Annotated in this window: 22 protein-coding genes; 6 read left to right on the forward strand and 16 right to left on the reverse strand. The window is 58.6% G+C overall.

Translation table 11 applies throughout. The features are described from left to right. Position 1: 1 nt before the first annotated feature. Genes holA through AAC060_RS01455 form a run of 4 tightly spaced genes read right to left on the reverse strand, consistent with a single transcriptional unit; the run spans position 2 to position 4,550 of the window. A complete protein-coding gene (gene holA, locus AAC060_RS01440) occupies positions 2 to 1,030 on the reverse strand; it encodes a DNA polymerase III subunit delta (RefSeq protein ID WP_339822072.1) in 1,029 nt (342 codons plus the stop codon). Next, positions 1,027 to 1,548 carry an LPS assembly lipoprotein LptE gene (lptE, locus tag AAC060_RS01445; RefSeq protein ID WP_339822075.1) on the reverse strand — a complete coding sequence of 174 codons (522 nt, stop codon included), beginning with the start codon at positions 1,546 to 1,548 and terminating at the stop codon, positions 1,027 to 1,029. Before lptE ends, holA begins: the two co-directional genes overlap by 4 nt. After that, positions 1,545 to 4,073, reverse strand: a complete 2,529-nt coding sequence (leuS, locus tag AAC060_RS01450) for a leucine--tRNA ligase (RefSeq protein WP_339822078.1) — start codon at positions 4,071 to 4,073, stop codon at positions 1,545 to 1,547. The genes lptE and leuS overlap by 4 nt, the downstream gene beginning before the upstream one ends. A gap of 27 nt (positions 4,074 to 4,100) precedes the next feature. Next, positions 4,101 to 4,550: a DUF3576 domain-containing protein gene (locus AAC060_RS01455; protein ID WP_339688480.1), complete on the reverse strand. Its 450-nt coding sequence runs from the start codon at positions 4,548 to 4,550 to the stop codon at positions 4,101 to 4,103. 453 nt (positions 4,551 to 5,003) lie between these two features. Between AAC060_RS01455 and AAC060_RS01460 the strand changes: the two genes are divergently transcribed. Beyond that, positions 5,004 to 5,639, forward strand: coding sequence for a hypothetical protein (locus AAC060_RS01460; protein ID WP_339822081.1), 636 nt, complete (start codon positions 5,004 to 5,006; stop codon positions 5,637 to 5,639). Positions 5,640 to 5,649: 10 nt separating this feature from the next. Here the strand turns inward: AAC060_RS01460 and AAC060_RS01465 are convergent, their stop codons facing one another. Further along, positions 5,650 to 6,225, reverse strand: a complete 576-nt coding sequence (locus AAC060_RS01465) for a thiamine phosphate synthase (protein ID WP_339822084.1) — start codon at positions 6,223 to 6,225, stop codon at positions 5,650 to 5,652. A 35-nt stretch (positions 6,226 to 6,260) separates the two neighbouring features. Here AAC060_RS01465 and AAC060_RS01470 point away from each other — a divergent pair, with 35 nt between their 5' ends. Continuing rightward, positions 6,261 to 6,950 (forward strand): YggS family pyridoxal phosphate-dependent enzyme, encoded by a 690-nt coding sequence (locus AAC060_RS01470; protein WP_339822086.1) that lies wholly within the window; start codon positions 6,261 to 6,263, stop codon positions 6,948 to 6,950. Here the strand turns inward: AAC060_RS01470 and AAC060_RS01475 are convergent, their stop codons facing one another. Genes AAC060_RS01475 through pdeM form a run of 5 tightly spaced genes read right to left on the reverse strand, consistent with a single transcriptional unit; the run spans position 6,951 to position 12,660 of the window. Beyond that, positions 6,951 to 8,825, reverse strand: coding sequence for a cation:proton antiporter (locus AAC060_RS01475; RefSeq protein ID WP_339822088.1), 1,875 nt, complete (start codon positions 8,823 to 8,825; stop codon positions 6,951 to 6,953). 58 nt (positions 8,826 to 8,883) lie between these two features. Continuing rightward, a complete protein-coding gene (locus tag AAC060_RS01480; protein ID WP_339822091.1) occupies positions 8,884 to 10,149 on the reverse strand; it encodes an adenosylmethionine--8-amino-7-oxononanoate transaminase in 1,266 nt (421 codons plus the stop codon). Then, positions 10,146 to 10,775: a dethiobiotin synthase gene (bioD, locus tag AAC060_RS01485; RefSeq protein ID WP_339822093.1), complete on the reverse strand. Its 630-nt coding sequence runs from the start codon at positions 10,773 to 10,775 to the stop codon at positions 10,146 to 10,148. The genes AAC060_RS01480 and bioD overlap by 4 nt, the downstream gene beginning before the upstream one ends. Beyond that, on the reverse strand, positions 10,772 to 11,914 hold the full coding sequence (locus tag AAC060_RS01490; RefSeq protein WP_339822096.1) for an 8-amino-7-oxononanoate synthase: 1,143 nt from the start codon (positions 11,912 to 11,914) through the stop codon (positions 10,772 to 10,774). The genes bioD and AAC060_RS01490 overlap by 4 nt, the downstream gene beginning before the upstream one ends. Before the next feature lie 17 nt (positions 11,915 to 11,931). Next, the gene (pdeM, locus tag AAC060_RS01495; protein WP_339822098.1) at positions 11,932 to 12,660 is read right to left on the reverse strand and encodes a ligase-associated DNA damage response endonuclease PdeM; all 729 of its coding nucleotides are present in this window, start codon (positions 12,658 to 12,660) and stop codon (positions 11,932 to 11,934) included. Between the two features lie 80 nt (positions 12,661 to 12,740). On the opposite strand from pdeM, the gene AAC060_RS01500 reads away from it, so the two are divergent. Together AAC060_RS01500 and AAC060_RS01505 are read left to right on the forward strand one after the other, a co-directional pair. Continuing rightward, a complete protein-coding gene (locus AAC060_RS01500; protein ID WP_339822101.1) occupies positions 12,741 to 13,679 on the forward strand; it encodes a rhodanese-related sulfurtransferase in 939 nt (312 codons plus the stop codon). A gap of 5 nt (positions 13,680 to 13,684) precedes the next feature. Further along, entirely contained in the window at positions 13,685 to 14,335 is a 651-nt protein-coding gene (locus AAC060_RS01505; protein WP_339823761.1) for a glutathione S-transferase, read from the forward strand. A 15-nt stretch (positions 14,336 to 14,350) separates the two neighbouring features. On the opposite strand, the gene AAC060_RS01510 is transcribed toward AAC060_RS01505, so the two are convergent. From AAC060_RS01510 to AAC060_RS01525, 4 genes are all read right to left on the reverse strand, one after another. Next, positions 14,351 to 15,160 carry a hypothetical protein gene (locus tag AAC060_RS01510; RefSeq protein WP_339822104.1) on the reverse strand — a complete coding sequence of 270 codons (810 nt, stop codon included), beginning with the start codon at positions 15,158 to 15,160 and terminating at the stop codon, positions 14,351 to 14,353. A 173-nt stretch (positions 15,161 to 15,333) separates the two neighbouring features. After that, complete coding sequence (locus AAC060_RS01515; protein ID WP_339822106.1) at positions 15,334 to 16,308, reverse strand: retroviral-like aspartic protease family protein; 975 nt, start codon at positions 16,306 to 16,308, stop codon at positions 15,334 to 15,336. A 105-nt stretch (positions 16,309 to 16,413) separates the two neighbouring features. Next, on the reverse strand, positions 16,414 to 17,349 hold the full coding sequence (locus AAC060_RS01520) for an aspartyl protease family protein (protein WP_339822109.1): 936 nt from the start codon (positions 17,347 to 17,349) through the stop codon (positions 16,414 to 16,416). 75 nt (positions 17,350 to 17,424) lie between these two features. Beyond that, positions 17,425 to 19,935 carry a ligase-associated DNA damage response DEXH box helicase gene (locus tag AAC060_RS01525; RefSeq protein ID WP_339822111.1) on the reverse strand — a complete coding sequence of 837 codons (2,511 nt, stop codon included), beginning with the start codon at positions 19,933 to 19,935 and terminating at the stop codon, positions 17,425 to 17,427. 187 nt (positions 19,936 to 20,122) lie between these two features. Between AAC060_RS01525 and AAC060_RS01530 the strand changes: the two genes are divergently transcribed. Continuing rightward, on the forward strand, positions 20,123 to 21,214 hold the full coding sequence (locus AAC060_RS01530) for an AI-2E family transporter (RefSeq protein ID WP_339822114.1): 1,092 nt from the start codon (positions 20,123 to 20,125) through the stop codon (positions 21,212 to 21,214). Positions 21,215 to 21,218: 4 nt separating this feature from the next. Here the strand turns inward: AAC060_RS01530 and AAC060_RS01535 are convergent, their stop codons facing one another. Together AAC060_RS01535 and AAC060_RS01540 are read right to left on the reverse strand one after the other, a co-directional pair. Beyond that, positions 21,219 to 21,629 carry a DUF1801 domain-containing protein gene (locus tag AAC060_RS01535; RefSeq protein WP_339822117.1) on the reverse strand — a complete coding sequence of 137 codons (411 nt, stop codon included), beginning with the start codon at positions 21,627 to 21,629 and terminating at the stop codon, positions 21,219 to 21,221. Between the two features lie 5 nt (positions 21,630 to 21,634). Beyond that, positions 21,635 to 23,341, reverse strand: a complete 1,707-nt coding sequence (locus tag AAC060_RS01540) for a D-aminoacylase (RefSeq protein WP_339822120.1) — start codon at positions 23,339 to 23,341, stop codon at positions 21,635 to 21,637. 304 nt (positions 23,342 to 23,645) lie between these two features. On the opposite strand from AAC060_RS01540, the gene AAC060_RS01545 reads away from it, so the two are divergent. Further along, a complete protein-coding gene (locus AAC060_RS01545) occupies positions 23,646 to 23,768 on the forward strand; it encodes a hypothetical protein (protein ID WP_339822124.1) in 123 nt (40 codons plus the stop codon). Positions 23,769 to 23,847 lie beyond the last annotated feature (79 nt).

Below are 23,847 nucleotides of genomic sequence, written 5' to 3' on the forward strand. Positions count from 1 at the left end.
ACTATCGGCTGCTTGCGGCTTTCCGCGCAATCAGCAGCAATTCGTCTTCCAGCAGAACCTGGTCCGGTTGACCGCTGCTTTTCAACGTGATCTCCAGTTGCAGGACCCGTTCGATCAGCCGGGCTATATGTTGTGACGGCCAAATCCGCAGCTGCCGCTTGAAATGTTTCTGGTCCTTGAAAAAGACGCTGGGGTGACCGGCGACGGAATCGATATTGCCGCCGTTGTCGACCTTGCTGCGGAGTTCCGCGAGCTTGGTCAGGTGGCGCAACATGATTCGTATCAGGCCAATTTCACTGATTCCCTGCGCGCGCGAAGCGGCTATTTCCTGTGCCAGTCGGGCGGCATCACCATTGAGCGCGGCATGAATCAGCAGGCTGATATCCTCTTCGTCATTCTCGGCTCCGAGCAACAGGAGGATATCGGCCTCCGGTGCCTTGGGGTCTTCAGGCGTTGCGTCGAGATAGAGTGCTATTTTCTCGACTTCCAGCCGGGCGAGCACCAGATCATTGCTGGTCAGTGCGGCTATTTCCTGCGCCATCTCCCGGCTGAGCCGGAGGCCTTCGCTCTTTGCCATGGTCTGGATGGCGGCCACTGCCTGTTCCGGCGTGGTTTCATAGCAGGTCGCGATCATCGCATCCGGTGCGGCGATGATCGATTTCGCCAAGGCGGTCTTGTCGCCCATGCCGGGAGCGATGACAAAGACGGGGTCGCCGCCGGACGCGCTCGCCAGCAAGGTTTCGATCGCCGCGGTTGCCCGCACCGCTTCACCGCTGTTCAGCCGCAATATGATATAGCGCTTGTCCCCGAACAGCGATGCGGAATTGGCTTCGTCGTTCAGCCGGGCGGGACTGTCGCTGAGATCCGAGATGGTCATGTCCACCCGTTCGGCGGATTTCGCCAGCGGCTGCACCAGTTCGTCGACCAGCGCCTGACAGCGGGTAACATTGGGGCCGCATAACAGGATCAGTCGAAACTTATCGGAACCGGCATGAAAGCGCCTGACAATGTCTTCCGGCTTTGCCTTCATGGCTGTGGCGACGCGTTGGCCTCTTCCCGGGCGAACAGAGAAAGCCGGGTTACGATCTGGTTGGAAACTCGGGTCGCCAGATTTTCCAGCGCGGTTTCTTCTGCGGCAACAGTCGCATATTCCGAAGACACCACGTCGATACCGGCATCTGAACCGGCCGTTGCGTCGAGCACGACCACGGAATCGGCGAGGCGGACCAGTTGATAGCGGGCGCGCAAGGTTCTGCGCTCGCGGGTGATCCGGTCATCGCTGCGGACGCCAAATCCGGAAATCTTGTCATCCAGTGCAACCGTCAGGCGATATTTTGCCTGTTGCCCTTCGAATGTTTCGAGCTGATCCTTGAGCGCGTTGCGCATCAGCCATCCGGCCTTTCCGGCGATCGGTTCAATCTCGACATTGCCGAGTTCCTGCGCGACGACGCCATTTGTGCCACCAGCATAAAGCGGCCGCAAATTGCAGCCAGCCAGCATCGCTGACAATGTCACAACCATGGTGATGCGGGCGATCATACTCTTCATATTACGATATTGACCAGTCGGTCGGGCACGACAATCACCTTCTTTATTTCCGCTCCGTCCAGACTACGCTGCACCTTCTCGGACGCGAGGGCAAGTTCTTCGAGATGCTCTTTGCTGCTGCCCTTGGCAACGGTAATGGTATCGCGGAGCTTGCCGCGCACCTGAATCGCTATGGTCACTTCATCGTCGACCAGCAGGCTTTCGTCTACCTCCGGCCATGGCGCATTGGCAACCAGCTCGCTTTCGCCGAACAAGGCCCAGGCTTCTTCCGCAATATGCGGCACCATCGGGGCGACGATCCGGGCCAGTGCCTTGATCGCGATGGTCCGGTCTTCAGATGGTCCGGATTTCTCGATCAGATTGACCAGTTCAAATATCTTCGCCACCGCCTTGTTGAACGAGAGCGCTTCAACGTCTCCGGCAACACCGGCCACGGTCTGGTGGAGCTTGCGGCGAAGCGGCTTGTCTTTACCTGTATCGGTGTTGTCGGCAACCGTAATGAACAGGCGCCACAGCCGCTGGACGAAACGCCAACTGCCTTCAATACCGGCCTCGGACCACGGCAGATCGCGCTCGGGCGGGCTGTCGGAGAGCATGAAGAAGCGCACCGCGTCGGCACCATATTGTTCGATGATCGGATCGGGGTCGACGACATTTTTCTTCGACTTCGACATTTTCTCGACCCGGCCGGTGGTAACCGGTGAACCGTCGACGATGGTTGCCCAGTCGGAGCCGTTCTTCTCCACCTCGTCAGGAGACAGCCAGCTGCCGTCGCCATGTTTATAGGTTTCGTGCGTCACCATCCCCTGGGTGAACAGGCTTTCAAACGGTTCGGCAAAATCCAGCTTGCCGATACTCGCCAAGGCGCGGGTCCAGAAGCGGGCATAGAGCAGATGCAGAATCGCATGTTCGACGCCGCCAATATATTGGGTGACCGGCAGCCATTGTTTGACCACTTCGGGATCGAAGGGACGGTCGTCCGGCTGGCTGGCAAAGCGCAGGAAATACCAGCTGCTGTCGACAAATGTATCAAGCGTATCGGTTTCGCGCCGCGCCGCTGTGCCGCATTTCGGGCAATCTATCTGTTTCCAGGTCGCGTGCCGTTCCAGCGGATTGCCGGGCGTTTCAAAATCGATTTCTTCGGGCAGGATGACCGGTAACTGATCTTTCGGCACCGGTACCGGACCGCAGGTCTCGCAATGGATGATCGGGATCGGTGTCCCCCAGTAACGCTGGCGCGAAACGCCCCAGTCGCGCAGCCGCCACGTGGTCTGGGCCTTGCCCCAGGTTTCGGATTGGGCGCGATCAATGACGGTCTTTTGCGCCGTTTCTATGGTCATGCCGTCAAGAAACGCGCTGTTCACGATCTTGCCGGATCCGGTATAAGCCTCGTTGCCGACATATTCGGCGCCGGTTTCGTCGCCATCGGAAACCACGCGTTTGACCGGAAGGTCATATTTGCGGGCAAAGTCGAGATCGCGCTGGTCGTGCGCCGGCACGCCGAATACTGCGCCGGTGCCATAATCCATCAGCACGAAATTGGCGACATAGACCGGCAATTGCCAGTCCGGATCGAGCGGATGGGTAACGGTCAGACCGGTATCAAAGCCCTTTTTCTCCATCGTCTCGAGCTCGGCTGCCGTCGTGCCACCGGCTTTGCATTCCTGGGCGAAGGCAGCAAGCGCCTCGTTCTTTGCTGCCAGTTGCTGGGTCAGCGGATGGTCGGCCGCCAAGGCAACGAAGCTTGCCCCGAAAATCGTATCCGGTCGCGTCGAAAAGACCTCGACCGTCGCGATTTCATCCTGCGCTTCGGCCAGAGCGAAATGGAATTGCAAACCCTGCGACTTGCCGATCCAGTTTTCCTGCATCAGCCGTACTTTTTCCGGCCAGCCCTTGAGATCACCCAGTCCGCTCAGCAGATCCTCGGCAAAATCGGTAATCTTGAGAAACCACTGGCTGAGCTTGCGCTTTTCGACCTGCGCGCCCGAGCGCCAGCCCTTGCCGTCGATAACCTGCTCGTTGGCGAGTACGGTCATGTCGACCGGATCCCAGTTGACCGCCGATTCCTTGCGATAGACCAGGCCGCCTTCGAACAGGTCGATGAACAATGCCTGTTCATGGCCATAATATTCCGGGTCGCAGGTCGCCAGTTCACGGCTCCAGTCAAAGGCAAAGCCGAGCGTCTTCAGCTGGCTGCGCATCGATGCGATATTGGCTCTTGTCCACTCGCCGGGATGGACTTTCTTTTCCATCGCGGCATTTTCCGCCGGCATGCCGAAAGCGTCCCAGCCCATCGGATGGAGCACTTCATAGCCCTGCATCCGCCGGAAGCGGGCGAGCACGTCGCCCATCGTATAGTTGCGGACGTGGCCCATGTGGATGCGGCCCGACGGATAGGGAAACATCTCGAGCACATAGCTGCGCGGCTTGCTGCTTGCGTCGTCCGCTTCGAATACGCGCGATTCGTCCCAGCGCTTTTGCCAGCGTTTGTCCGCCGCCAGTGGATTGAATCGCTGATCGGTCATTGCGGCCCCATTATGTGGTAGGAAAAATTAGTTGGTAATCGCACCGCGCCGCAAGTCGCGGGCCTTGGTGAGAATGATCTGCTCGAGCTTCTGCGTGGTCGCTGCCTTGACCGGTGCGTCGACCCAGGTGCCGTTGCTGGCAACCTGACGCGATGCCGCGACGCGCAGAGCGTCGGCGCGCAAATCCTGGTCGAGGATCGAGACATTGATTTTCATCCGCTCGCCGGGATTTTCCGGGTTCACATACCAGTCGGTCAGGATCACGCCGCCATTGCTGTCGGTCTGGGTCAGGGGCATGAAAGCCAAGGCATCAAGCGAGGCACGCCACAAATAGGCATTCACGCCAATGGTCGTGACTTGCGATGCAGCCAGATCGGCTTTGGGTCGCTCTTTTCCGCCGCAGGCAGAAAGCAAAGACAATGTCAGCAGACTAGCGGTTGCAGATCGCAAGAAGAGAGATGTTTTGAGGCGGGACATGAAGCGCTCCTGGTTGCATTTTGCGCCGATACCAAACCCTTTTTACGGGATTTGTTCCGGACATGATATCATTTCAGCGCTCTCTATAAATGCTTTGCCGCAAGGGGCAAGCATAAGCGCATGTTTTGCTCTTGTGGAGCAGGGACTGAACCGCAGTTGAATGACGGCAAAATCATGCCCGGTTCATTTCCAGGCTGCTAGGCTTTGCCAAATGTCCGGACAAAAGCGTAACCGAACTGCAACAGATTGATGTTAGATGTGCAAAATCGGACAAAACGCAAAGTTGACTCGTGCAGAACGCCAATTTTTGGTATAGCCAGAGTCACTTAAAGGGGAATCGCACTCGTCATGAGGAAAAAGGGTAGTCATATTGGTTGGTTAGCGTCGGGACTCGCACTCTCGGGCCTTGCCATGACTCCTGCCTTGGCCAGAGTGTTTTCCGGCGATGACAACATGGTATCGCTCAAAACGCTGGGATCGATCGGTTCCTTCACCGTGGCCGGTGCCGACCCTGATCTCGTAGCCCAGTTCAAACTCAGCGCGTTGCGCGGCAATGCGAGCTTCAAATTTACACCGACCGGCGGCACTCGCGACGGAGAACGTTCCGTGACTGTGGTGGTTCGTCAGAAGGCGGCTGGTGCCGTTTCCATCCGTGAAAATATTCTCGCCGGAATATCCGGATCGGGTGTGACAAGCGCAGCAAAAATTGCTCCTGTTTCTTACAGTCTTGGCTCCGCGAAGGGCCTGAAGAGCTTTGCTATCCCGGTCAGAAAACTGGCTGGCAATATGCCTGACCTGTCGGAAATCGGTTCCGAAAAATTGATGGGCGATGAAAATACCGGCAAGAAGAGCCGTTTCAACACGCGCATGTCGATCGATGCTTCCGCGCCGATCAACGCCGCGCCGCGCGCACTGGATGCCAGCCAGAAAGATTACACACTGGATGTCGGTGGCAGCTACTCGCTTACCCGCAATCTGGCTGTGACCGCCGGTGTCCGGATCAACAACGAGCGTGACCGGATGGCGCCGCTTACTGACAATCGTCAGGATAGCCAGGCCGTCTATGTCGGAACCCAGTTCCGCTTCTAAAAATCTGCAGTCAGCTTAAAGCGTCGATCGCGGCCCAGCCGTGGATGAGGTGATTTTTGCGCGCCCGATAACGGCGCCCATTCATCCCGCCCAAATATATCACCGCGCCGTTGGATAGGGCAGCCAGACGTCGAGCCTGTAACGGATTCAGCGGCCTCTGGCCGGGATGCGACCGGGTGGCAAAGACCGGCGACAGAAAATAAAAATCAGCGCCGACACGATTGGCTTGCTGGATTTCCCGGGCATCATGAACCGGAGCGCTGTGCAGCAGCCTGCCAATTCCCGACCGTCGCAACGCCCGTCGATGCACGCCATCGGCGCCCCAGAGTCTGGCTTGTGCCGGTGATCCGGCCAGCAATATTATATGTCCGCGCCGCCGGGCCAGCTTTCTGACCGTTTCAAATCGCGCCCGTCGTGACGGCTCCGGCAGATGATAATGGCGAAAGACAATCCCGCTACCACGCGGCAGTTGCCTGATGCTATGCTCGAGAAACGCGTCATTCCGCTCGTCGGTGAACAACCATATCCGCGGCAGGATCGAACCTCTCTGGTCCGGCAACAGGGGGCAGGGCTGGTCTCGCAACATAAGCAGCTCTATAGACGCAAGCTTGGCGAAAGAATATGATTGAGAGAGATTCAAACGTGTCAAATCCAGCCCTCGAGAACATCCGCGGCAAGATCGAAAAATCTGCCAGATTAGCGGACCGAAAAACATCCGATATCGCGCTGATCGCAGTGTCTAAAACCCGCAGCAGCGATGAAATTCGGCCACTGCTGGACGCTGGTCATCATGTGTTTGGCGAGAACCGGGTGCAGGAAGCGTCGGAGAAATGGCCGGCATTGAAAGCGGACTATCCTGATATCGAACTGCACATGATCGGCCAGCTGCAATCGAACAAGGCTGCGGAAGCCGTGGCCCTGTTTGATTATATCCATTCGGTGGACCGGCTTTCGCTGATCAAGGCACTGGCGAAGGAAATGGATCGGCAGGAGCGTCGTCTGCCCTGTTTTCTGCAGGTCAATATCGGTGAAGAACCCCAAAAAGGCGGCTGCGATATCAAGGCGGTTCCGCAATTGCTCGAACAAGCCCGCGACGCCGGTATCGAAGTGGCTGGCCTGATGGCGGTCCCGCCAGATGGCACCAATGCGATGCCTTATTTTGCGCTGCTCGCGAAGCTTGCTCGTGACAACGGGCTGGACGGACTCAGCATGGGAATGTCGGGCGATTTCGAAAAGGCGATCAAGCTTGGGGCCACGCATATACGCGTCGGTACGGCCCTGTTTGGTGAACGAGCGCCACAGGCAGCATAATCAGCCCTTGTCGATTTTCTCGCCGTTCTTTTCGCCGCTCTTTTCGCCGCTCTTTTCGCTGTCTTTGGCCGCGCGGTCCGCTTTGCGCTCTTCGGGCGTGTCAGCGGCGACATAGCTGATCACGACATCGCCATCCTCGATTACCGGACGAGCATCTGTTGCGAAAAATAGCAGCCGCCGGTCAGGCTTGAGAACAGCCAGCGGTTCCTCGTCTTTTTCCAGATTCTTCCGATAGTCCTCGGCACTGAATTTCTCGGTAATATTGGTTTTGCTGAATCGCCAGCCCGCCAGATCACGGTCGAGCAAAGTGCCAAAATCCGCACCCGATTCAAACAACAGCCGACCATGTCCGACCCGGCTTTTGCTGTGGCTGTCGTTGGCTAGCCGGCTGATCTGTTCATAGCCCATTTCCGGGCCGAGATCGGCGGTGATCAGCTGGTTCTGGCTGTCATTGTCTGTGGCAGCGATCAGATGCTGGAATTCGCCCATATCGATATTGTCATCATGGGCCTCTTCGAGCACATCGCCGTGATGGATCGTCAAGCCTTCGCTGCGCGCCCGGCGCAGGGCAAATTTGCTATCGTCCGTAATCAGAACATCGATATCGAGAGATTTCAGCATTTTACCCAGAGCAATCGACCAACGGTTGGCACCGGCTATCAATACGCCTTCGCCTTTTCCTTCGGAGATGCCCAGTCGTTCAGCCACCCAAGAAGCGGAAAAACCGTGGGCAAAAATCGTCGCGATAACAACGGCAAAACTGAGCGGGACAAGCGCCTCGGCCCCCGGCAGTCCGTAGTCGACAAGGCGTATGGCAAACAGACCAGTAATCGCGACCGCGACGATACCGCGCGGGGCGATCCAGGCGATAAACAAGCGCTCGCGCCACGGAACCGAACTGAAAAACAGAGCCAGCAGCACCGAGAGCGGCCGTACAACGAACAATAGCAATATCAGGAAGATGATAAATTGCGGCCGGAATTGCTGCACCGTTTCCCAGTCCAGCGTGGCGGAAAGAATGATGAACACCCCGGAAATCAGCAGCACCGCCAGATCTTCCTTGAACCGGTAGAGCGCCTGACTCGAATATATTTGCCGGTTGGCCATGACGATGCCCATCACGGTCACCGTGATCAATCCGGTTTCATGCTTGATCAGATCGGCGATGACAAAACCGGCGATCACCGTGACCAGCAGAAAGGGAGCTTTCAGATATTCCGGAACCTTGCCCCGGGGAAACAGCCAGGTGACGGCGAATCCCAGTCCTGCGCCGATCAGGCCGGCAATGAAGCTTGCCGCAAGCACGTCCATGCTGATGACGGCGATATTGGCATCGGGACCTTCGTAGGTGATATAGGCATAGATGCCGACAGCGAGCAGAGCGCCAATCGGATCGTTCACAATGCCTTCCCATTTTAGGATGTTGCGAACCCGCGACGGGACCCGCAGCGTACGCAGCATCGGCCCGACCACGGTAGGACCGGTGACGATCATGATACCGCCGAGCAAGGCCGAGATTTCCCAGGACAGGCCAGCGCCATAATGCGCGGCTCCGGTGCCCAGCACCCAGGCAATCGGCCCGGCAATGAAAATCATTGCCGTTACCGCGCCGCCCGCTTGTCGCAATTCGCGGAAATTCAGGCTGAGCCCGCCTTCAAACAGGATCACGGCAACCGCCAGTTTGATGATCGGTTCCTGCAGCGCGCCGAAATCGCGTTCGGGATCAATGATACCGAGCACGGGGCCCGCTAGGATGCCGACGATCAGCATGAGAGCTATGGCGGGACGACCGGTCCGCCAGGCAATCCATTGCGCGCCGATGCCGAGGAGGCCGATCAGCGCGATCTTGACCATGAGAGAGTCAACTAGTTCCATCATCTATCCTTGGCGGGTTTTTCGGGCTTATGCAAAAAAACTTTCTGCCGCCTGTGGATCAGCAATCACGGAAATGGTCAATTGCTTCCTCGATAACGGCGTAAACAGCATCCAGTTCCACAGAGCTGATACAATAAGGTGGCATGATGTAGATCGTATTGCCCAGCGGTCGAAGTAAAATCTTGTGATCCCGGAAAAACGCAAGCAGTTGCGGCCCCAGGCTGGACATATAGTCGCCGGCACCATCGTCGATTTCAAAAGCCAATATAGTGCCACACTGGCGCAGACCGCTGACGTTCGATTTCTGCTTCAGCCTGTCGGAAAAGGCAAGATGCGAGGCGATGATGGCATCGATCCTCTGCTGCACCGGTTCGTCGCGCCAGATGGCGAGATTGGCATTGGCCGCAGCGCAGGCGATCGGATTGGCGGTGAAGCTGCTCGAATGGAAGAACATCTGCGCGCGATTTTCGGAATAATGCGCCTGATAGATGGGATCTGTGGCCGCGGTAACGGCCAGCGGGATGACGCCGCCGGTCAGGCCTTTGGCCATGCACAATATATCCGGTTCGACGCCCGCCTGTTCGCAGGCAAAGACGGTGCCGGTGCGGCCCCATCCGGTCATCACTTCGTCGGCAATGAACAGCACATCATGGTCGCGGCAGATGGCGGCCATCTGTGCCAATATTTCGGGACCGTAGATTTTCATGCCGCCCGCGCCAAGAATCAGCGGCTCGACGATCAGCGCCGCTGGCGGGTTTTCGCTATCCTTGCAAAAGGTTTCAAGCTGGTCGAGCGTCGCCTGCTCAGCCCCGGCTTCCGGAAAGCCTATCGTGCCGACGTCGAACAGCAGCGGTGCATAGGCCTGATTGAACACCCCGCGCGCGCCGACCGACATCGCTCCGATCGTATCGCCATGATAGCTATGCTCCATGACGAGGATTTTCTGTCGCGATTCCCTACGATTATGCCAATAGCCGAGCGCCATTTTCAGCGCGACCTCGACCGCAGTCGATCCGCTGTCGGAAAAGAATATATGTTCGAGTGACTCGGGCAGAAAGTCGGACAATCCGGCTGCCAGTTCCCGTGCCGGTTCATGCGTCCATCCGGCAAAGATCATCTGGTCCAGTCTGGTGCTTTGCTCCTGAATAGCGCTGACGATTCTGGGGTGGCAATGGCCGTGGGTCTGTACCCACCAGCTCGATATTGCATCAATGATCTTGGTGCCGTCTGCCTGATAGAGCGCTGCGGCCTCAGCCCGCGCGATTTCCGGGATCGGTTCGCCAAGGCCATGTTGCGTGAACGGGTGCCAGATGTTGATACTCATGATGCAAAGTCTCCGATATCGAAATGCGCAGCAAAGGCGTCCCGCAAGGATGCCGGTGTGAGTTCATCGATGATCGGCAAGCGCCCGAGATGCGGCACAGCGCCGATCCGGCAGATGGTCTGTTCGCTATCGACATTCTCGTCGCCGATAAACGCGATACCATGGATTGGCACGCCGCGGCTGCGCAAAGCCTCGATCGTCAGCAGGCTGTGGTTGATGGTTCCGAGACTCGTCGAGGCGACGATGATAACCGGCAAGGCCCAATGGGCGAAGAGATCGGCGAACAGCAGGTCCGGATTGACCGGAACCAGCGCGCCGCCTGCGCCTTCGATGATCAGCACACCGTCAACCTGCGGGATGACTAGATCGTTCAGACCGATGACAATGCCTTCCTGCGCCGCCGAAAAATGCGGCGAGGCGGGTATCTTGAGCCGGTAGCGTTCGGGCAATATCCGGGCAGGATCGATTCCCCCCAGCCGCGCTATGGTTTCGCTGTCTGTGCCGTTCGCGAGTCCTGCCTGTACCGGTTTCCAGTAGCTGGCGCCCAGGGCCGCCGTCAGCGCTGCGGCAAAAACGCTCTTGCCGATATCGGTATCGGTACCGGTGATGACAAATTGCCGGCTCATGCCGCGTCTGCCAATAACAGGGCTTCGTGCAATGCGGCGGAGAGGTCCCGAATATCGTCCTGCGTCACGTTCAGGGTCAGAGAAATACGCAGACGCGCGGTTCCTGCCGGCACCGTCGGCGGACGAATGGCGCGGACATCAAATCCCTGGCCCTGCAGTCTTGCCGCCACTTCTACTGCCACCCGGTCTTCGCCGAGGATGATCGGGAAAATCTGGCTGTTCTGGTGGTCGCCGAGGGACAGGCCGGCGAAACAGTCCCGGGCAAGCGCGATATGGCCGGCCAGATCAGACTGCAGCGACGAATTGTCCGCGACATAGGCGATCGCTTGCTGGGCCAGATGTGCGGTCAGCGGGCTCGGCGCCGTGGAAAAGATGAATGGCCGGGCACGATTGATGAAAAATTCCCGCAATAGCTTCGGCAGGGTCAGCAGGCCGCCTTCACCACCCAGCGCCTTGCCGCAGGTGCGCAACAGGATCGCGTTATCCTGCCTGCCAATGTCACCGGCCAGACCGGTACCGCCCTCGCCATAGACCCCGACCGCATGGGCCTCGTCGATCACCAGCATGGCGTCATGCATGTCGGCAATGCGCGCGAGATCGACCAGCGGCGCCCGGTCGCCGTCCATGCTGTACAGACTCTCCGCTGCGATCCAGATGGTGCCCGTGCCACCGGACGTGCGCCAGTTTTGAATATCCCGCTCGACAGCGTTGCAATCATTATGGGGAAAGGCTCTGAAGCTGGCGCGGCCCAGCTTCATGCCGTCATGAACGCTGGCGTGGATAAGCTCGTCATAGAGCAGCAGATCGCCAGTCTGTGGCAGAGTCGCGAACAGGGCCGTGTTTGCAGCAAATCCGGAACCGAAGAACAGGCTGGATTCCGAGCCAAAATGGTCTGCGGCAAAGGCCTCGAGCGCTTCATGTTCGGGATGATTGCCGCCGAGCAGACGTGATCCGCCCGATCCGTGTGCGATGCCATTGGCGATCGCGGTCTGGGCGCTATCTTTCAGATAGGGACTGCGGGATAGGCCGAGATAGTCGTTCGAGGAAAAATCCTTGCCGGCGGGAATCGACAGCCGCCGTTTGCGGCCTGCTTTTTCCAGCGCATCAAGCTGCTCGCGATAGGGTGTGAATCGATCCATGACCGCGCCGTTAGCAGTCAGCAGCCGCTGGTGGCCAGAGGCAATGCAAGCTGCCCTTCATCGATCATGTCTATTGAGGCCTCGCGAAACGGAAGCGGGAATCGCACCGGCTTCTTCGCCAGACCGATGATTGCCTCTGCCGGTCCGCCGACGCAGGCTTCGATCGCCGGATCCTGTGCCGCCATACCGCCGGTCAGCGCGCCGAAAGCGGGCATGATCAGATGCTGGCGGCCTTTGACAAAGCAGCGCCGCGCAACATGGCGGCCGCGCACCGCGATGCGGAATTTCGGGTGATAATGGCCCGATATTTCGGGCAACAGGCTGTTAGCGCTGGCCTGGTGGCGGAGTGCTAGCCCTTCGCCGGTCCATTCGTCGACCACGCAGCCACCCCACAGGCCAGCCACGTCACGATCGTGATTGCCGGTTATCCAGATCCACTCCAGCGCGCCGGTCATCGCGACAAGCTGCCTTGCCGCTTCCGGTTCCAGCCTCGCCTCGCCCTCGTCGTCGTGATAATTGTCACCAAGACAGAAAATCGTCGTCGCGCCGGTTTCGGCGACCAGACCGGCCAGCTCCGCCAGCGTTGCCTGGCTGTCATAAGGCGGCAGCATCTGGCCCTGCCGCGCGTAAAAGCTGGCTTTCTCGAGATGGAGATCGGCGACTAGCAGCGCGTTCTTCGCTGGCCAGTAGAGCGCCGCAGGAGCCACGATATCAAAGCGGTGATTGGCGAACATAAGGGGAACCATGACCCGCTATGCGATGAACATCAAAGCTATGCAAGCCGCTCTATTGGAATTTTTGCCGCAACCATCCTATATGCGCAGCCATGACCGAATCTCTATCTCCCGTAAAAGTCGCCGCGCTCTATCATTTTGCCGTGGTCGACGACCCCGCTGCCCTGCGTCTGCAAATACTCGCCCTGTGCGAGGAGCATCATCTCAAAGGCACGATTTTGCTCGCCCACGAAGGGATCAACGGCACGATCGCCGGCGCATCGGTCGATATTGACGCGGTGATTGACGGTTTGCGTGCCCTTCCGCTGTTCAACGGGCTAGAGGTAAAATATTCCGAGGCCAGCACGATGCCGTTTCTGCGGATGAAAGTCCGGCTGAAAAAGGAAATCGTCTCGATGGGTGTCGAGGGTGTCGATGCCGCGACCCAGCAAGGCAATTATGTCGATCCGGCAGACTGGAACGACCTGATCGCCGATCCCGACACGGTGGTGATCGATACCCGCAATGGTTATGAAGTGGCGATCGGCAGCTTTGACGGCGCGATCAATCCGGACACCAAGAGTTTCCGCGACTTTCCCGCTTGGTTCGACGAATTCTCCGAGCAGCTGCGGCAGACGGAAAGCAAGCAGCCCAAGATCGCGATGTTCTGCACCGGCGGGATCCGCTGCGAAAAGGCAACCGCTTATGTCAAGGCGCAGGGATTTGACGATGTCCATCATCTCAAGGGCGGGATATTGAAATATCTCGAACATGTGCCCGAAGCGGAAAGCATGTGGCAGGGCGATTGCTTCCTGTTCGACCAGCGGGTTGCGGTCGGTCACGGCTTGCAGGAATCGGACTATGGCCAATGCTATGCCTGCCGGATGCCGCTCAATGTCGCTGACCGTGCCTCGCCCGATTATGTGCCCGGCGAAGCCTGCCCGCATTGCATCGACCAGCGCAGCGACGAACAGCGCGCGCGCTATCGCGAACGCCAGCGTCAGGTCGAGCAAGCGGCGGAAGAAGGCCGTCAGCATCTCGGCACGGCATGACCGCCATGACCGAAATGCCGGTCCTCTATAGCTTCCGGCGCTGCCCTTATGCGATGCGCGCGCGGATGGCGCTGCTGATCAGCGAGACTCCGGTCCGTCTCAGAGAAGTCGTGCTGCGCAACAAACCCGAAGAAATGATCGTCGCATCGCCCAAGGCCACCGTGCCGGTGCTGGTGTTGCCCGACGGGCAGGTCATCGATGAAAGCCTGGCGATCATGCACTGGGCCTTGGCCCGCAACGACCCGCAAGCCTGGCTGCAGGGCAGTGACGCCGAAGCCGCGCTGATCGCCGAAGCCGATGGCCCGTTCAAGGACCATCTCGACCGCTATAAATATCCGACGCGCTACGAAAATGTCGACCCGCTAGACCACCGCGCCGGCGGACTGGAATTTCTCAGGAAGCTCGACGCGATGATCCAGAAGTCGGGCCAGCTAACGGGCGACCAGCCCAGCTTAGCCGACCACGCGATATTCCCCTTCGTCCGCCAGTTCGCCAATAATGACCGCGACTGGTTCGACCAATTGCCTCTGCCAGCGCTGCAGAAATGGCTCGGCGATCATCTTGCTTCGCCGATATTCGCCACGACGATGGTGAAATATCCGCAGTGGGTGAGTGGGGATGTCGAGCCGGTTTTTGCTTTGGAGGCAGCTGCTTAGGCCGCGCGCGCCTTATCAAATCCCAACTCGAAGCTTCAGCCCAACTTTCGTATCCGGTGCGGCATCTGACAGGCCGACGGCGCCATCGACGCCGATGCGGACCGAGCGGGTGAGATTGGTGCCAAAGCCCATGTTGATGCTCTGGCTGTCGCCGATGCTGGAGGATGCGGATTGTTCGTAGCTATAGGAAGCGGTCAGCGCGCTGTTCTCACCGAGCAGCAGATGGCTGCCGGCGGTTCCTGACAGCGTGTTGCGCGTTTCAAAATTATCCGGCTTTCCGATGATCGTATAGCCGGCGCCTACAAACGGCACGACCGCGCCCATTTTCCTGGAGAGCTGGCCGGAGACGCCATAATCGACCTTGCCGGTTCCGAGGCCTTTCTCCCGCGATGCGGTCGGGACCTTGACCGAAGCCCCGATGCTGGCGTTCACGCCAGAGACCGGTAGCTGATAGGCGGCGTTAAGCGAGAGGTCGCCGATGCCTTCGCGTTTCACCTGGCCTGTTTTTGTGGCGTCCGACGACAGTAAAGACGTGCCGAACAGCCCGCCCTGATTGATGATCACCTCCTGCGGGGCGGTGGAGGAGATATAGGGAATCGACGCGGACGCGCTGAACCGGCCTTTGGTCATCGCTACGCCGGTGGTCGCAAATGTGGTTTTATAGTTCAGGCCTTCGCCGACATCGCCCTCGACATGGTCAACAGCAGCGAGCAGCTGGAAACGGGTTTCGTCCTGCGGGCTCTTGTCTTGTTGTTCGCTGCTGTCCTGCGCGAGGGCAGGGCTGGCGGCTGCGAGCAGGATCGGGAAAGTAAGAAAAATGCGCATGTCGGCTTCGCTCCATGAAGATATCGCAAGCGCCAAAGAGGCGGATGCTTGTCTGTGTGTGGAGGGAACGAACCGGACTGCCGGTTTAATCCATTTTATTTTTTCAAAGGCGGTTTAGGCCCTAAGCTAGACGAATTTCGAGACTTTCCTGCCGTGATCACGAAGCTGCCTGGTCAGAACTTGATCCGGGTGCCTATTGAGTCGCTGGTATATAACGGGGCATTTCTGGGAGTGAGAAAATGGATTTTGCGATTGGGAAAATCGATCGCGACCTGATCGAATTTCCGGAGCATGTCCATGCCCATCAACAAGGTCGGCTTGTTGGCCAAGCCAAAGCGTTTAAACGGCGGCGCATCGGCGAAAGCAACCAGCAGGTTAGCGAAGCGGGCACGACCGATACGAAATTCGCGTAATCTCCCGAATTCCACCCCCAGAGTTTCTCCGGTTACGGCAATCAACAGATTATCATCGCCCAATTCTTTGGCTCGTTTCTGCATTCGTTTTTGCAGCGCACTGTTGCCGATGGACATTTCCGCTCCGGTATCGATGATGACGTTGACCTCGATACCGGCAATCGTCGCGTCTGTAAAAATCAGCTGGCCGGACCGGCGTTTGGCGGTCACCACGATTTCGCGCGACGGTGGCCGGTTGCGCGCTTCATCTGCATCCTCGATGATAATCTGGCTTGTGACAAAATCGAACAGGATGCGCTGGTCCTGCAAACCGTCGAGGCCCAATATACCATCGGCGCCGATATGCTGTGCCGCCAATACGGGCGAAACCAGCCCGTCATAATTTTTTTGGCCCAGGGTCAGACGGGGCACGTAGACCATGTCGACCATGGAAATACCGGCGATGCTCATCAATTGGGCCGGCTCTTCGCCTTCCAGAGCCAAATTGTCGGCGACTTTGCGCGAAATCACGGTCCGTTCCGCCCCGGTGTCGATGACGAAGGAAAACGGGCCGTTGCCTTCTATGCTGACCGGTACGGTCATCCGTTTGGCACGATCCTGATCGATATCGACTATTTCGCCTGCGGGCGTCGGCAAGCTTTCGGGCGCCACCGGCTGACCAAAGGGTACAGGATAGGCCATCGTCAGCGCCGACGCCAGGAAAGCGGGAGTCATGCTCGTCAAAAAGGCAGACATAATATCTCCTATCAGTTTGCTCCGGTCAGCGACAAGCTACGCTCCCGGTTCCGGCTTGTCACAACTATATTACAAACAAGCCTTCTGATTCGACCAATAACGTCGCTAGAGACCAGCAGGCAGCAGGAAATAGATCTTCCGGTTGGCAAAATCGATCGCCAAACGGTCAAATTGGCGCAGGGCATCCATGCCGAGAAACAGGGCGGGCTTCTTGTCCAGTTTTAAAGCCTTGAACGGTGCAATATCGGCAAAAGCAATCGGAATGATACCAAAACGGGCGCGACCGATTATCAATTCCTCGGCAATCGCATAATCGGCCCCGATCGAGCGGCCGGTGACATCGATGAGGCTGGTTTGCACGACGTCGGACGATTTCAGGCGTAGCCGCTTTTGCAGCGCCTTGTTACCGACGGAAAGCTCTCCGCCGGTGTCGATGATCACGCTGGTCTTGATCCCGGCAATCGTGGCGTTGGTAAAAATCAGCTGTCCTGACCGCCGCCTTGCCGTCACCACGATTTCCCGGCGAGACCGGCTGACCAACCGTTCGCTGGTGTCGCCGACGGAGATTTGTTTTCCGACAAAATCGAACAGGATCCTTTGACCCTGCAGGCTGTCGAGACCAAGAATGCCGTCTGCCCCGATATTGGCAGAACGGAAAGTGGGCGAAATCAGGCTGTCATAGCTGCGTTTGCCGAGGGTCAGGCTGGGCACGTAGACGGTCTGGACAATGGTCGTGCCGGCCAATGCGGTAATCCTGACATCATCTTCAAGATCGAGCGCCAAAGCGCCGGCAATTTCCTTGGACAATATGGTGCGCTGCGAAGCCGTGTCGATGATGAACTGATAAGGGCCGCCATCAGCGATGCCGACCGATACCGTCATCCGTTCGACCCGGTCCTTCGCGATGTCAATCTGTTCGGAATCGGGATGGAGAAACTGGTCGGGCAGGGCATCGGCAATATAGGCTTCGGCTTCCGGCTCAACCGGAATGGACGCTGCAAGCTGGGCTGCAAACAGCGAGGTGCAAATGGGAAGCAACATTGTTGAACAAACCATTTTGCCATCTTACGCTATTATTGGCGTCCTTCCTAATATCGTGCGACGAGACGCCGGACGCTAATCCATTTTCATCGCTTCGTTGATCAGCGATTCCGCTTCGATCAGCAGCGCATCATCGGTCGCCCCCTGCGCGACATGTTCGCGGCCGATCATTACCAGCAGCGGCACCGCGAGCGGGCTGACTCTTTCCAGATCGACATGGATCAGGGAGTCCGCTGCCCGGTCGAGCAGATCGCCCAGTCGCCCGACATCGGTCATCCGCGCCCGTGCATCGGCCCAGGCGGCCTGCATCAGCAGATGGTCGGGCTCGTACTTGCGCAACACGTCGAAGATCAGATCGGTCGAGAAAGTGACCTGCTTGCCGGTCTTGCGCTTGCCCGGATGCTGCCGCTCGACCAGACCGCTGATCACCGCGACCTCGCGGAACGCGCGTTTGAGCAGGTGGGAACCCTCGACCCAGTCGAAAAATTCCTCCTCCAATATATCGGCGCTGAACAGGGGGCGGGGATCGGCCACCGGCTCGACGCTGTAACAGGCCAGCGCATAGTCATTGGCGACAAAGCCGACCGGCTTGAGCCCACGATCCTCCATCCGCCGGGTCAGCAACATGCCGAGCGACTGGTGCGCGTTCCAGCCTTCGAAACTGTAGGCGACCATATAATGAAGCTTCTTGTGCGGGAATGTCTCGACGAGCAATTGCCCCGGCTCGGGCATGACCGAGCGATGGTCCTGCATCTCCAGCCACTCGCGCACATCATCCGGGAAGCGCGCCCATCCCGCGCGATCGGTCAGAAAAGCGCGGACCCGGTCGGACAAATGGGTGGTCAGCGGCAGTCTCGCCCCGCCATAGCTCGGGATCATCGCCGCCTTCTTGGCCGCGCGGACAATGACATCGCTGCTGTCCATCCTGATCAGTTCGAGACTGAGACCAGCAAAGAAAAACGTGTCACCGACCGAGAGCATGGCGGCGAAGCCTTCCTCGACCTTGCCGAGATTGCGACCGTTTTTGAACCGGACATTCATCATCGCGCCGTCGACGATGATCCCGGCGTTGAGCCGGTGCTGGGCGGCGAATTTCGGATGAGTCAGGCTCCACACGCCCTTGGCATCGCGCCGCAGCCGCTTGAACTTGTCATAAGCCTTGAGCGCATAGCCGCCGTCGCGGGTGAAGCTCAGCACCCGCTCGAACTGTTCCTTGGACAGAGCGCTATAGGGCAGGGCGCTTTGCACCTCGTCGAGCAGGTCATCCTCTTGAAACGGTCCGGCGCAGGCGCAACTCATCACATGCTGGGCCAGCACATCAAGCCCGCCGGCGCGAAACGGCTCGCCATCGCGGCGTCCTTCGTTGACCGCATCGAGCGCCGCCTGCGCCTCGAGATATTCAAAGCGGTTGCCGGGCACGAGCAAAGCCTTGGACGACACATCGAGCCGGTGGTTGGCGCGGCCAATCCGTTGCAGCAGGCGCGAGGAACCCTTGGGAGCGCCCATCTGGATAACGCAGTCGATATCGCCCCAGTCGACCCCGAGATCGAGCGAGGCGGTGCAGACCAGAGCGCGCATCATTCCTGACGCCATGGCGTTTTCGACCTTGCGCCGCGCTTCCCGGGAAAGGCTGCCGTGGTGGACGCCGATGGCGAGATTATCCTCGTTAATATCCCACAATTTCTGGAACGTAAATTCGGCCAAAAATCGCGTGTTGCAGAAGACCAATGTCATCCGGTTCTTGCGAATCTGCTCCATCACCTGCGGCATCGCATAGGTGCCTGCATGGCCTGACCAGGGCACGCGCACCGGGTCGCCTTCGGGCGTTTCGGGCAGCATGATCGATACGTCGGCCGGCGCGCCCTCCGCGCCAAGCACATGGGTCACCGTGTCGATATCACCATAAGGGGCGAGCCAGGCGCGGAAATCGTCCGGCTCGGCGACCGTGGCGGACAAGGCGACCCGCTGCATCGCCGGCGCAATCCTCTGCAGCCGCGCCAGCGACAGGGCAAGCAGATCGCCGCGCTTGCCGGTGGCAAAGGCATGGACCTCGTCGATCACCACCCGCCTGAGACCGGCGAAGAGAGTGAAACTCTCAGGCTGGCTGAGCAGAAGGTTGAGCGATTCCGGCGTCGTCAGCAGGATCTGCGGCGGTTTGACCCGCTGGCGCGCCTTGCGGCTGGCCGGCGTGTCGCCGCTGCGGGTCTCAACTGTGATCGGCAGCCCCATTTCCTCGATCGGGGTCAGCAGGTTGCGCTGGACGTCGACGGCAAGGGCCTTGAGCGGGGATATGTAGAGCGTGTGAAGAGCGCTCTGTCTGCCCGGAGCCGTTGGAAGGCTGGCTTGTGTCTGGCCAGATGCTTCGACAGGCTCAGCACCAACGGGTTTGTCCTCGGCATTGTCAATCAGATCCACCAGCGTGGGCAGAAATCCCGCCAATGTCTTGCCGGCACCGGTCGGCGCCGTCAGCAAGGCATGGCGTCCCGCCTGCGCTGCCGCGAGCATTTCCAGCTGATGCTCCCGCACCGCCCAGCCGCGTGAGGCAAACCAGTCGGTCAGGATCGGCGGGATTTTGTCGTCGGCCATTATACTGATCTTGCTCCGTCTTACCTCCCGTCGATGTGCTTTCGTGCGTGTACTGCACTATAGATAGTGCAGATATCGCGACTGGCAATGACGCCTGATCCTTGCCCGCCCTGAATTATTCCCGTATCTGCAGACCATAGAAATATAAACACGGTCGCGACAGCAGACCCAATAAGAGCGACACAAAATGAACAATCCAGATGCATCGAAGAAACGGGTTGAATGGGGCTTTCTGATCACGCTTCTGGTGATCGTCTCGCTGGCATTTGCGGTGCTGGTCGAGCCATTTTTCGGCGCCATCGTCTGGGGCGTCGTTGTCGCCGTTCTGTTTCGCCCGGTCTACGAACGTCTGCTGGGTTATCTGCCGGGCCGGACCAATCTGGCCGCGGTGATCACGCTGGTGCTGATATTGCTGCTGGTAGTGGTGCCGACGATCCTGCTGGGCATGGCTCTGGCGCAGGAAGCGGCGAGTCTTTACGTGCGCGTTCAGGATGGCGACATAGATTTCGGAACGGTGTTCGAGGCGTTTGAACGTTCGCTCCCCCATTGGATGCAGGTCCAGTTGGCCGCATATGGATATAATGATTTTGCCGCCATCAGGGCGGAGATCGAACAGTCGATTTCCGCCATTCTCGAATTTCTGGTCACCCGGTCGCTCAGCGTCGGTCAGGGTGCCTTTCAGTTTTTACTCAGTCTTGGCGTCATGATGTATCTGACCTTCTTCCTGCTGCGCGATGGTCGCGTGTTGGCCGAAAGGATCGATCAGATCATTCCATTGAGCGAGGAAAATGGCCAGATTCTCAAGGAAAAATTTCTGGTCGTCATCCGCGCGACGATCAAGGGCAGTCTGATCATCGCGATCATCCAGGGCAGTCTCGGCGGTCTCGTCTTCTGGGCGCTCGATATCCGGGGCGCTTTGCTATGGGCGGTCCTGATGGGGATCTTCTCGCTGATTCCGGCGATCGGAACAGGATTTGTATGGCTTCCTGTTGCGCTGTTTTTGTTCATCACCGGTGATGTCTGGCAGGGTGTCGTGCTGATTCTCTGCGGTGTGTTCGTGATCAGCATGGTCGACAATCTTGTCCGCCCGACTCTGGTCGGCAGGGACACGCGGATGCCGGACTATGTAGTGCTGATCTCGACGCTCGGCGGGCTGCAACTGTTCGGGATCAATGGTATCGTGATTGGCCCGTTGGTCGCCGCCCTGTTCATCGCGCTCTGGAGCATTTTCTCCGATATGCAACAGGGGCAGGCAGAACCGGAAAAAGCGGTCGAATAGCCGTTCAGTCTGTGCGCAGATGATAGGTTAGAGCCATGGCGACGCAATGTTTGACCGCATCGACGGGCAGGGCGTCTGACAGATCGAACAGGACGGCACGGCTACCTTCAAATTGCAGAACATCACCGTAGAGGGCTTTATAGCGTTCGACGAGATCGGTGCTGCAATGGACATAAAATGCATATTGTGTCCGGGAATTCTTGTGGGCGTTGATGCGGACGGTGGTGCCGGATTTGCTGGCGGACGGGAGAAAAGCGGGCTCTCCCCATTTCAGTGTTTCCTGCAATGGCCCCACGGCGGGGTTTTCCGCCGCCGTTTCCAGAATGAGCGCGCGAAGATTTCGCAGCGCGCCAGCCATTTCCTCCGGCAGCCGATCGAATATGTCCGCTGTCTCTGCCGGAAGCGACTGTTCCACGCTCTCTATGCCCCCCGGATCAACCGTCCCGGTCGCGCGCCGGTGGACTGGTCGAAGCGCCGGATGATCTCGCCGGACACGATCGTTGCATCATAGCCGGTTGCGCGCTGGTGCAGCCTTTGGCCACCCGCTGGCAGATCCCGGACGATCTCCGGCAGATGCAATTGCAGCTTGTCGAGGTCGATCACATTGATATCCGCCTTTGCGCCGGGCTTGAGCAGGCCGCGCTGGTCCAGCCCGATCGCTTTCGCGGCCTTGTGCGACAGCATATGGATGGCTTCCGCCAGTTCAAAGCTCTCGGCTCCCGGATTGCGGACATATTGGGTCAGCAAATAGGTCGAGTAGCTGGCGTCGCAGATCGCGCCATAATGGGCGCCGCCATCGCCAAGACCGGGGATGCAATGCGGGTGGCTGAGCATCTCGTGGGCGCTGGCCAGCGTGCCATTCTCGTAATTGCCCAAAGCGGCGAGGAACAGGCCCTTGCCGTCGGTATCGAGCAGCCGGTCATAGGCAATCTCCTGCGGCGTGCAGCCCTTGTCCGCCGCCTGCCCTGCCATGCTCATGTCTTTCGGCGGCGCATAATCCGGTGGATTGTCGAGCGGGAACAGCCAGTTCCAGTCGCGGGCCAGCGCGTTGAACGGATGGCCGGGCTCGAATTCTTCGCTCAGCAGCGCCTCGCGCAAGTCCGGATCGCGCATCGCCGCAACCTGCTCCTCTACGGACAGGTCGGCAATCTTCGCCCAACTTGGGCAGAGAATGAACGGATGGACGGTCAGCTCCAGTCCGGCGATCAGGCCGATCGGACGCGGCATGATCTGGGCGGTTGCTTTGCCGCCATTGGCATGGGTAGCGTCGATCATATCCAGCACCTTGCGCCAGCGCGGTGGTCCGTCATTGCCGGATGCGAGCGTGAAAGTGGCCGGCCGGCCGGAGCTTTCCACCACCCGTTCGATCACCTTATATTCCTTGTCCCAGCCGACAAAGGCGTCGAGCACGACCTGAAAGGTCCCCGTGCCCGCATCCTTCATGCCGCCGCAGATCGCTTCCAGCTCGGCCACATCGGCTTCGAATGTCGGGATTGACCCGCCGTCTGCGGTCTTGTGAATCGACAGCCTCGAGGTGGCAAAGCCGATCGCTCCTGCTTCCATTGCTTCGCGCGCCAACCTGCGCATCATCGCCAGATCATCATCATTGGCCGGTTCGCGGGACGCGCCGCGCGCGCCCATGGCGTACACGCGCAAGGGAGAGTGGGGCAGATAGGCGGCGATGTCGATATCGCGCTTGCCCTTCTCGACCACGTCGAGATATTCGGGAAATGTCTCCCAGCTCCACGGCAGGCCATCGGCCATGACCACGCCGGGAATATCCTCGACGCCTTCCATCACGTTGATCAGCATGTCGTGATCTTCCTTGCGGCAGGGCGCGAAACCGACGCCGCAATTGCCCATGATCGCCGTGGTCACGCCGTGCGAAGAGGATGGGCTGAGCTCTTCCGCCCAGATGCACTGGCCGTCATAATGGGTGTGCACATCGATAAAGCCGGGGGTGACAATCTTGCCAGCGGCATCGATTTCTTCGCGGCCTGCACCGGAAATTTTTCCGATTTCCGCGATCCGGCCGTCTTTGATGGCAATGTCTCCATCGATCAGTTCACCGCCACTGCCATCGGCAATGGTGCCGCCGCGTATTACCAAGTCATAGTGTATCGCCATGATCGCTCCTCACCCTCGTCCATGCCGGTGTATCCCGGCTTCGCTTTGGATCATCTAAACAGAGACAGCACTATCGCGCCATTGTGCATTTGAACAGGCACATCGGATCTGCCGGGCAGCGTCAGACTAAAAGTTGGGAAATATTCCTACTAGTCGGGATCTATATAGGACAAGTGATTGGGACAAATTGCATAAGCCATTGATATATATGAATAGATAGAAACTGGCACAGCCCATGCAAAGCTCTTGGTATCTTCGCTAACAACAGGTTTCGAAGGCCCAAATTTGAAAAAGGAATTTTAAAATGTCGAACGTCAATGTCCAGAACCAGATCGCCGCCGCTTTCGCCGCTATTTTCTCTGCTGCCGTTTTGGTCGCTGCAAGCGTCGGTCCCGCAGTTCAAAATAGCGCATCGTTGATCGCATAATGCCAACCAGCAGGAAGGAAAATATCATGCCCCGCTTCACTTTTCGTCAGGAAATCGCCGCCAGTATCGCCGCTATGTT

Origin of the sequence: uncultured Parasphingorhabdus sp. (genome assembly GCF_963975555.1) — a bacterium.
Classification (GTDB): Bacteria; Pseudomonadota; Alphaproteobacteria; order Sphingomonadales; family Sphingomonadaceae; genus Parasphingorhabdus.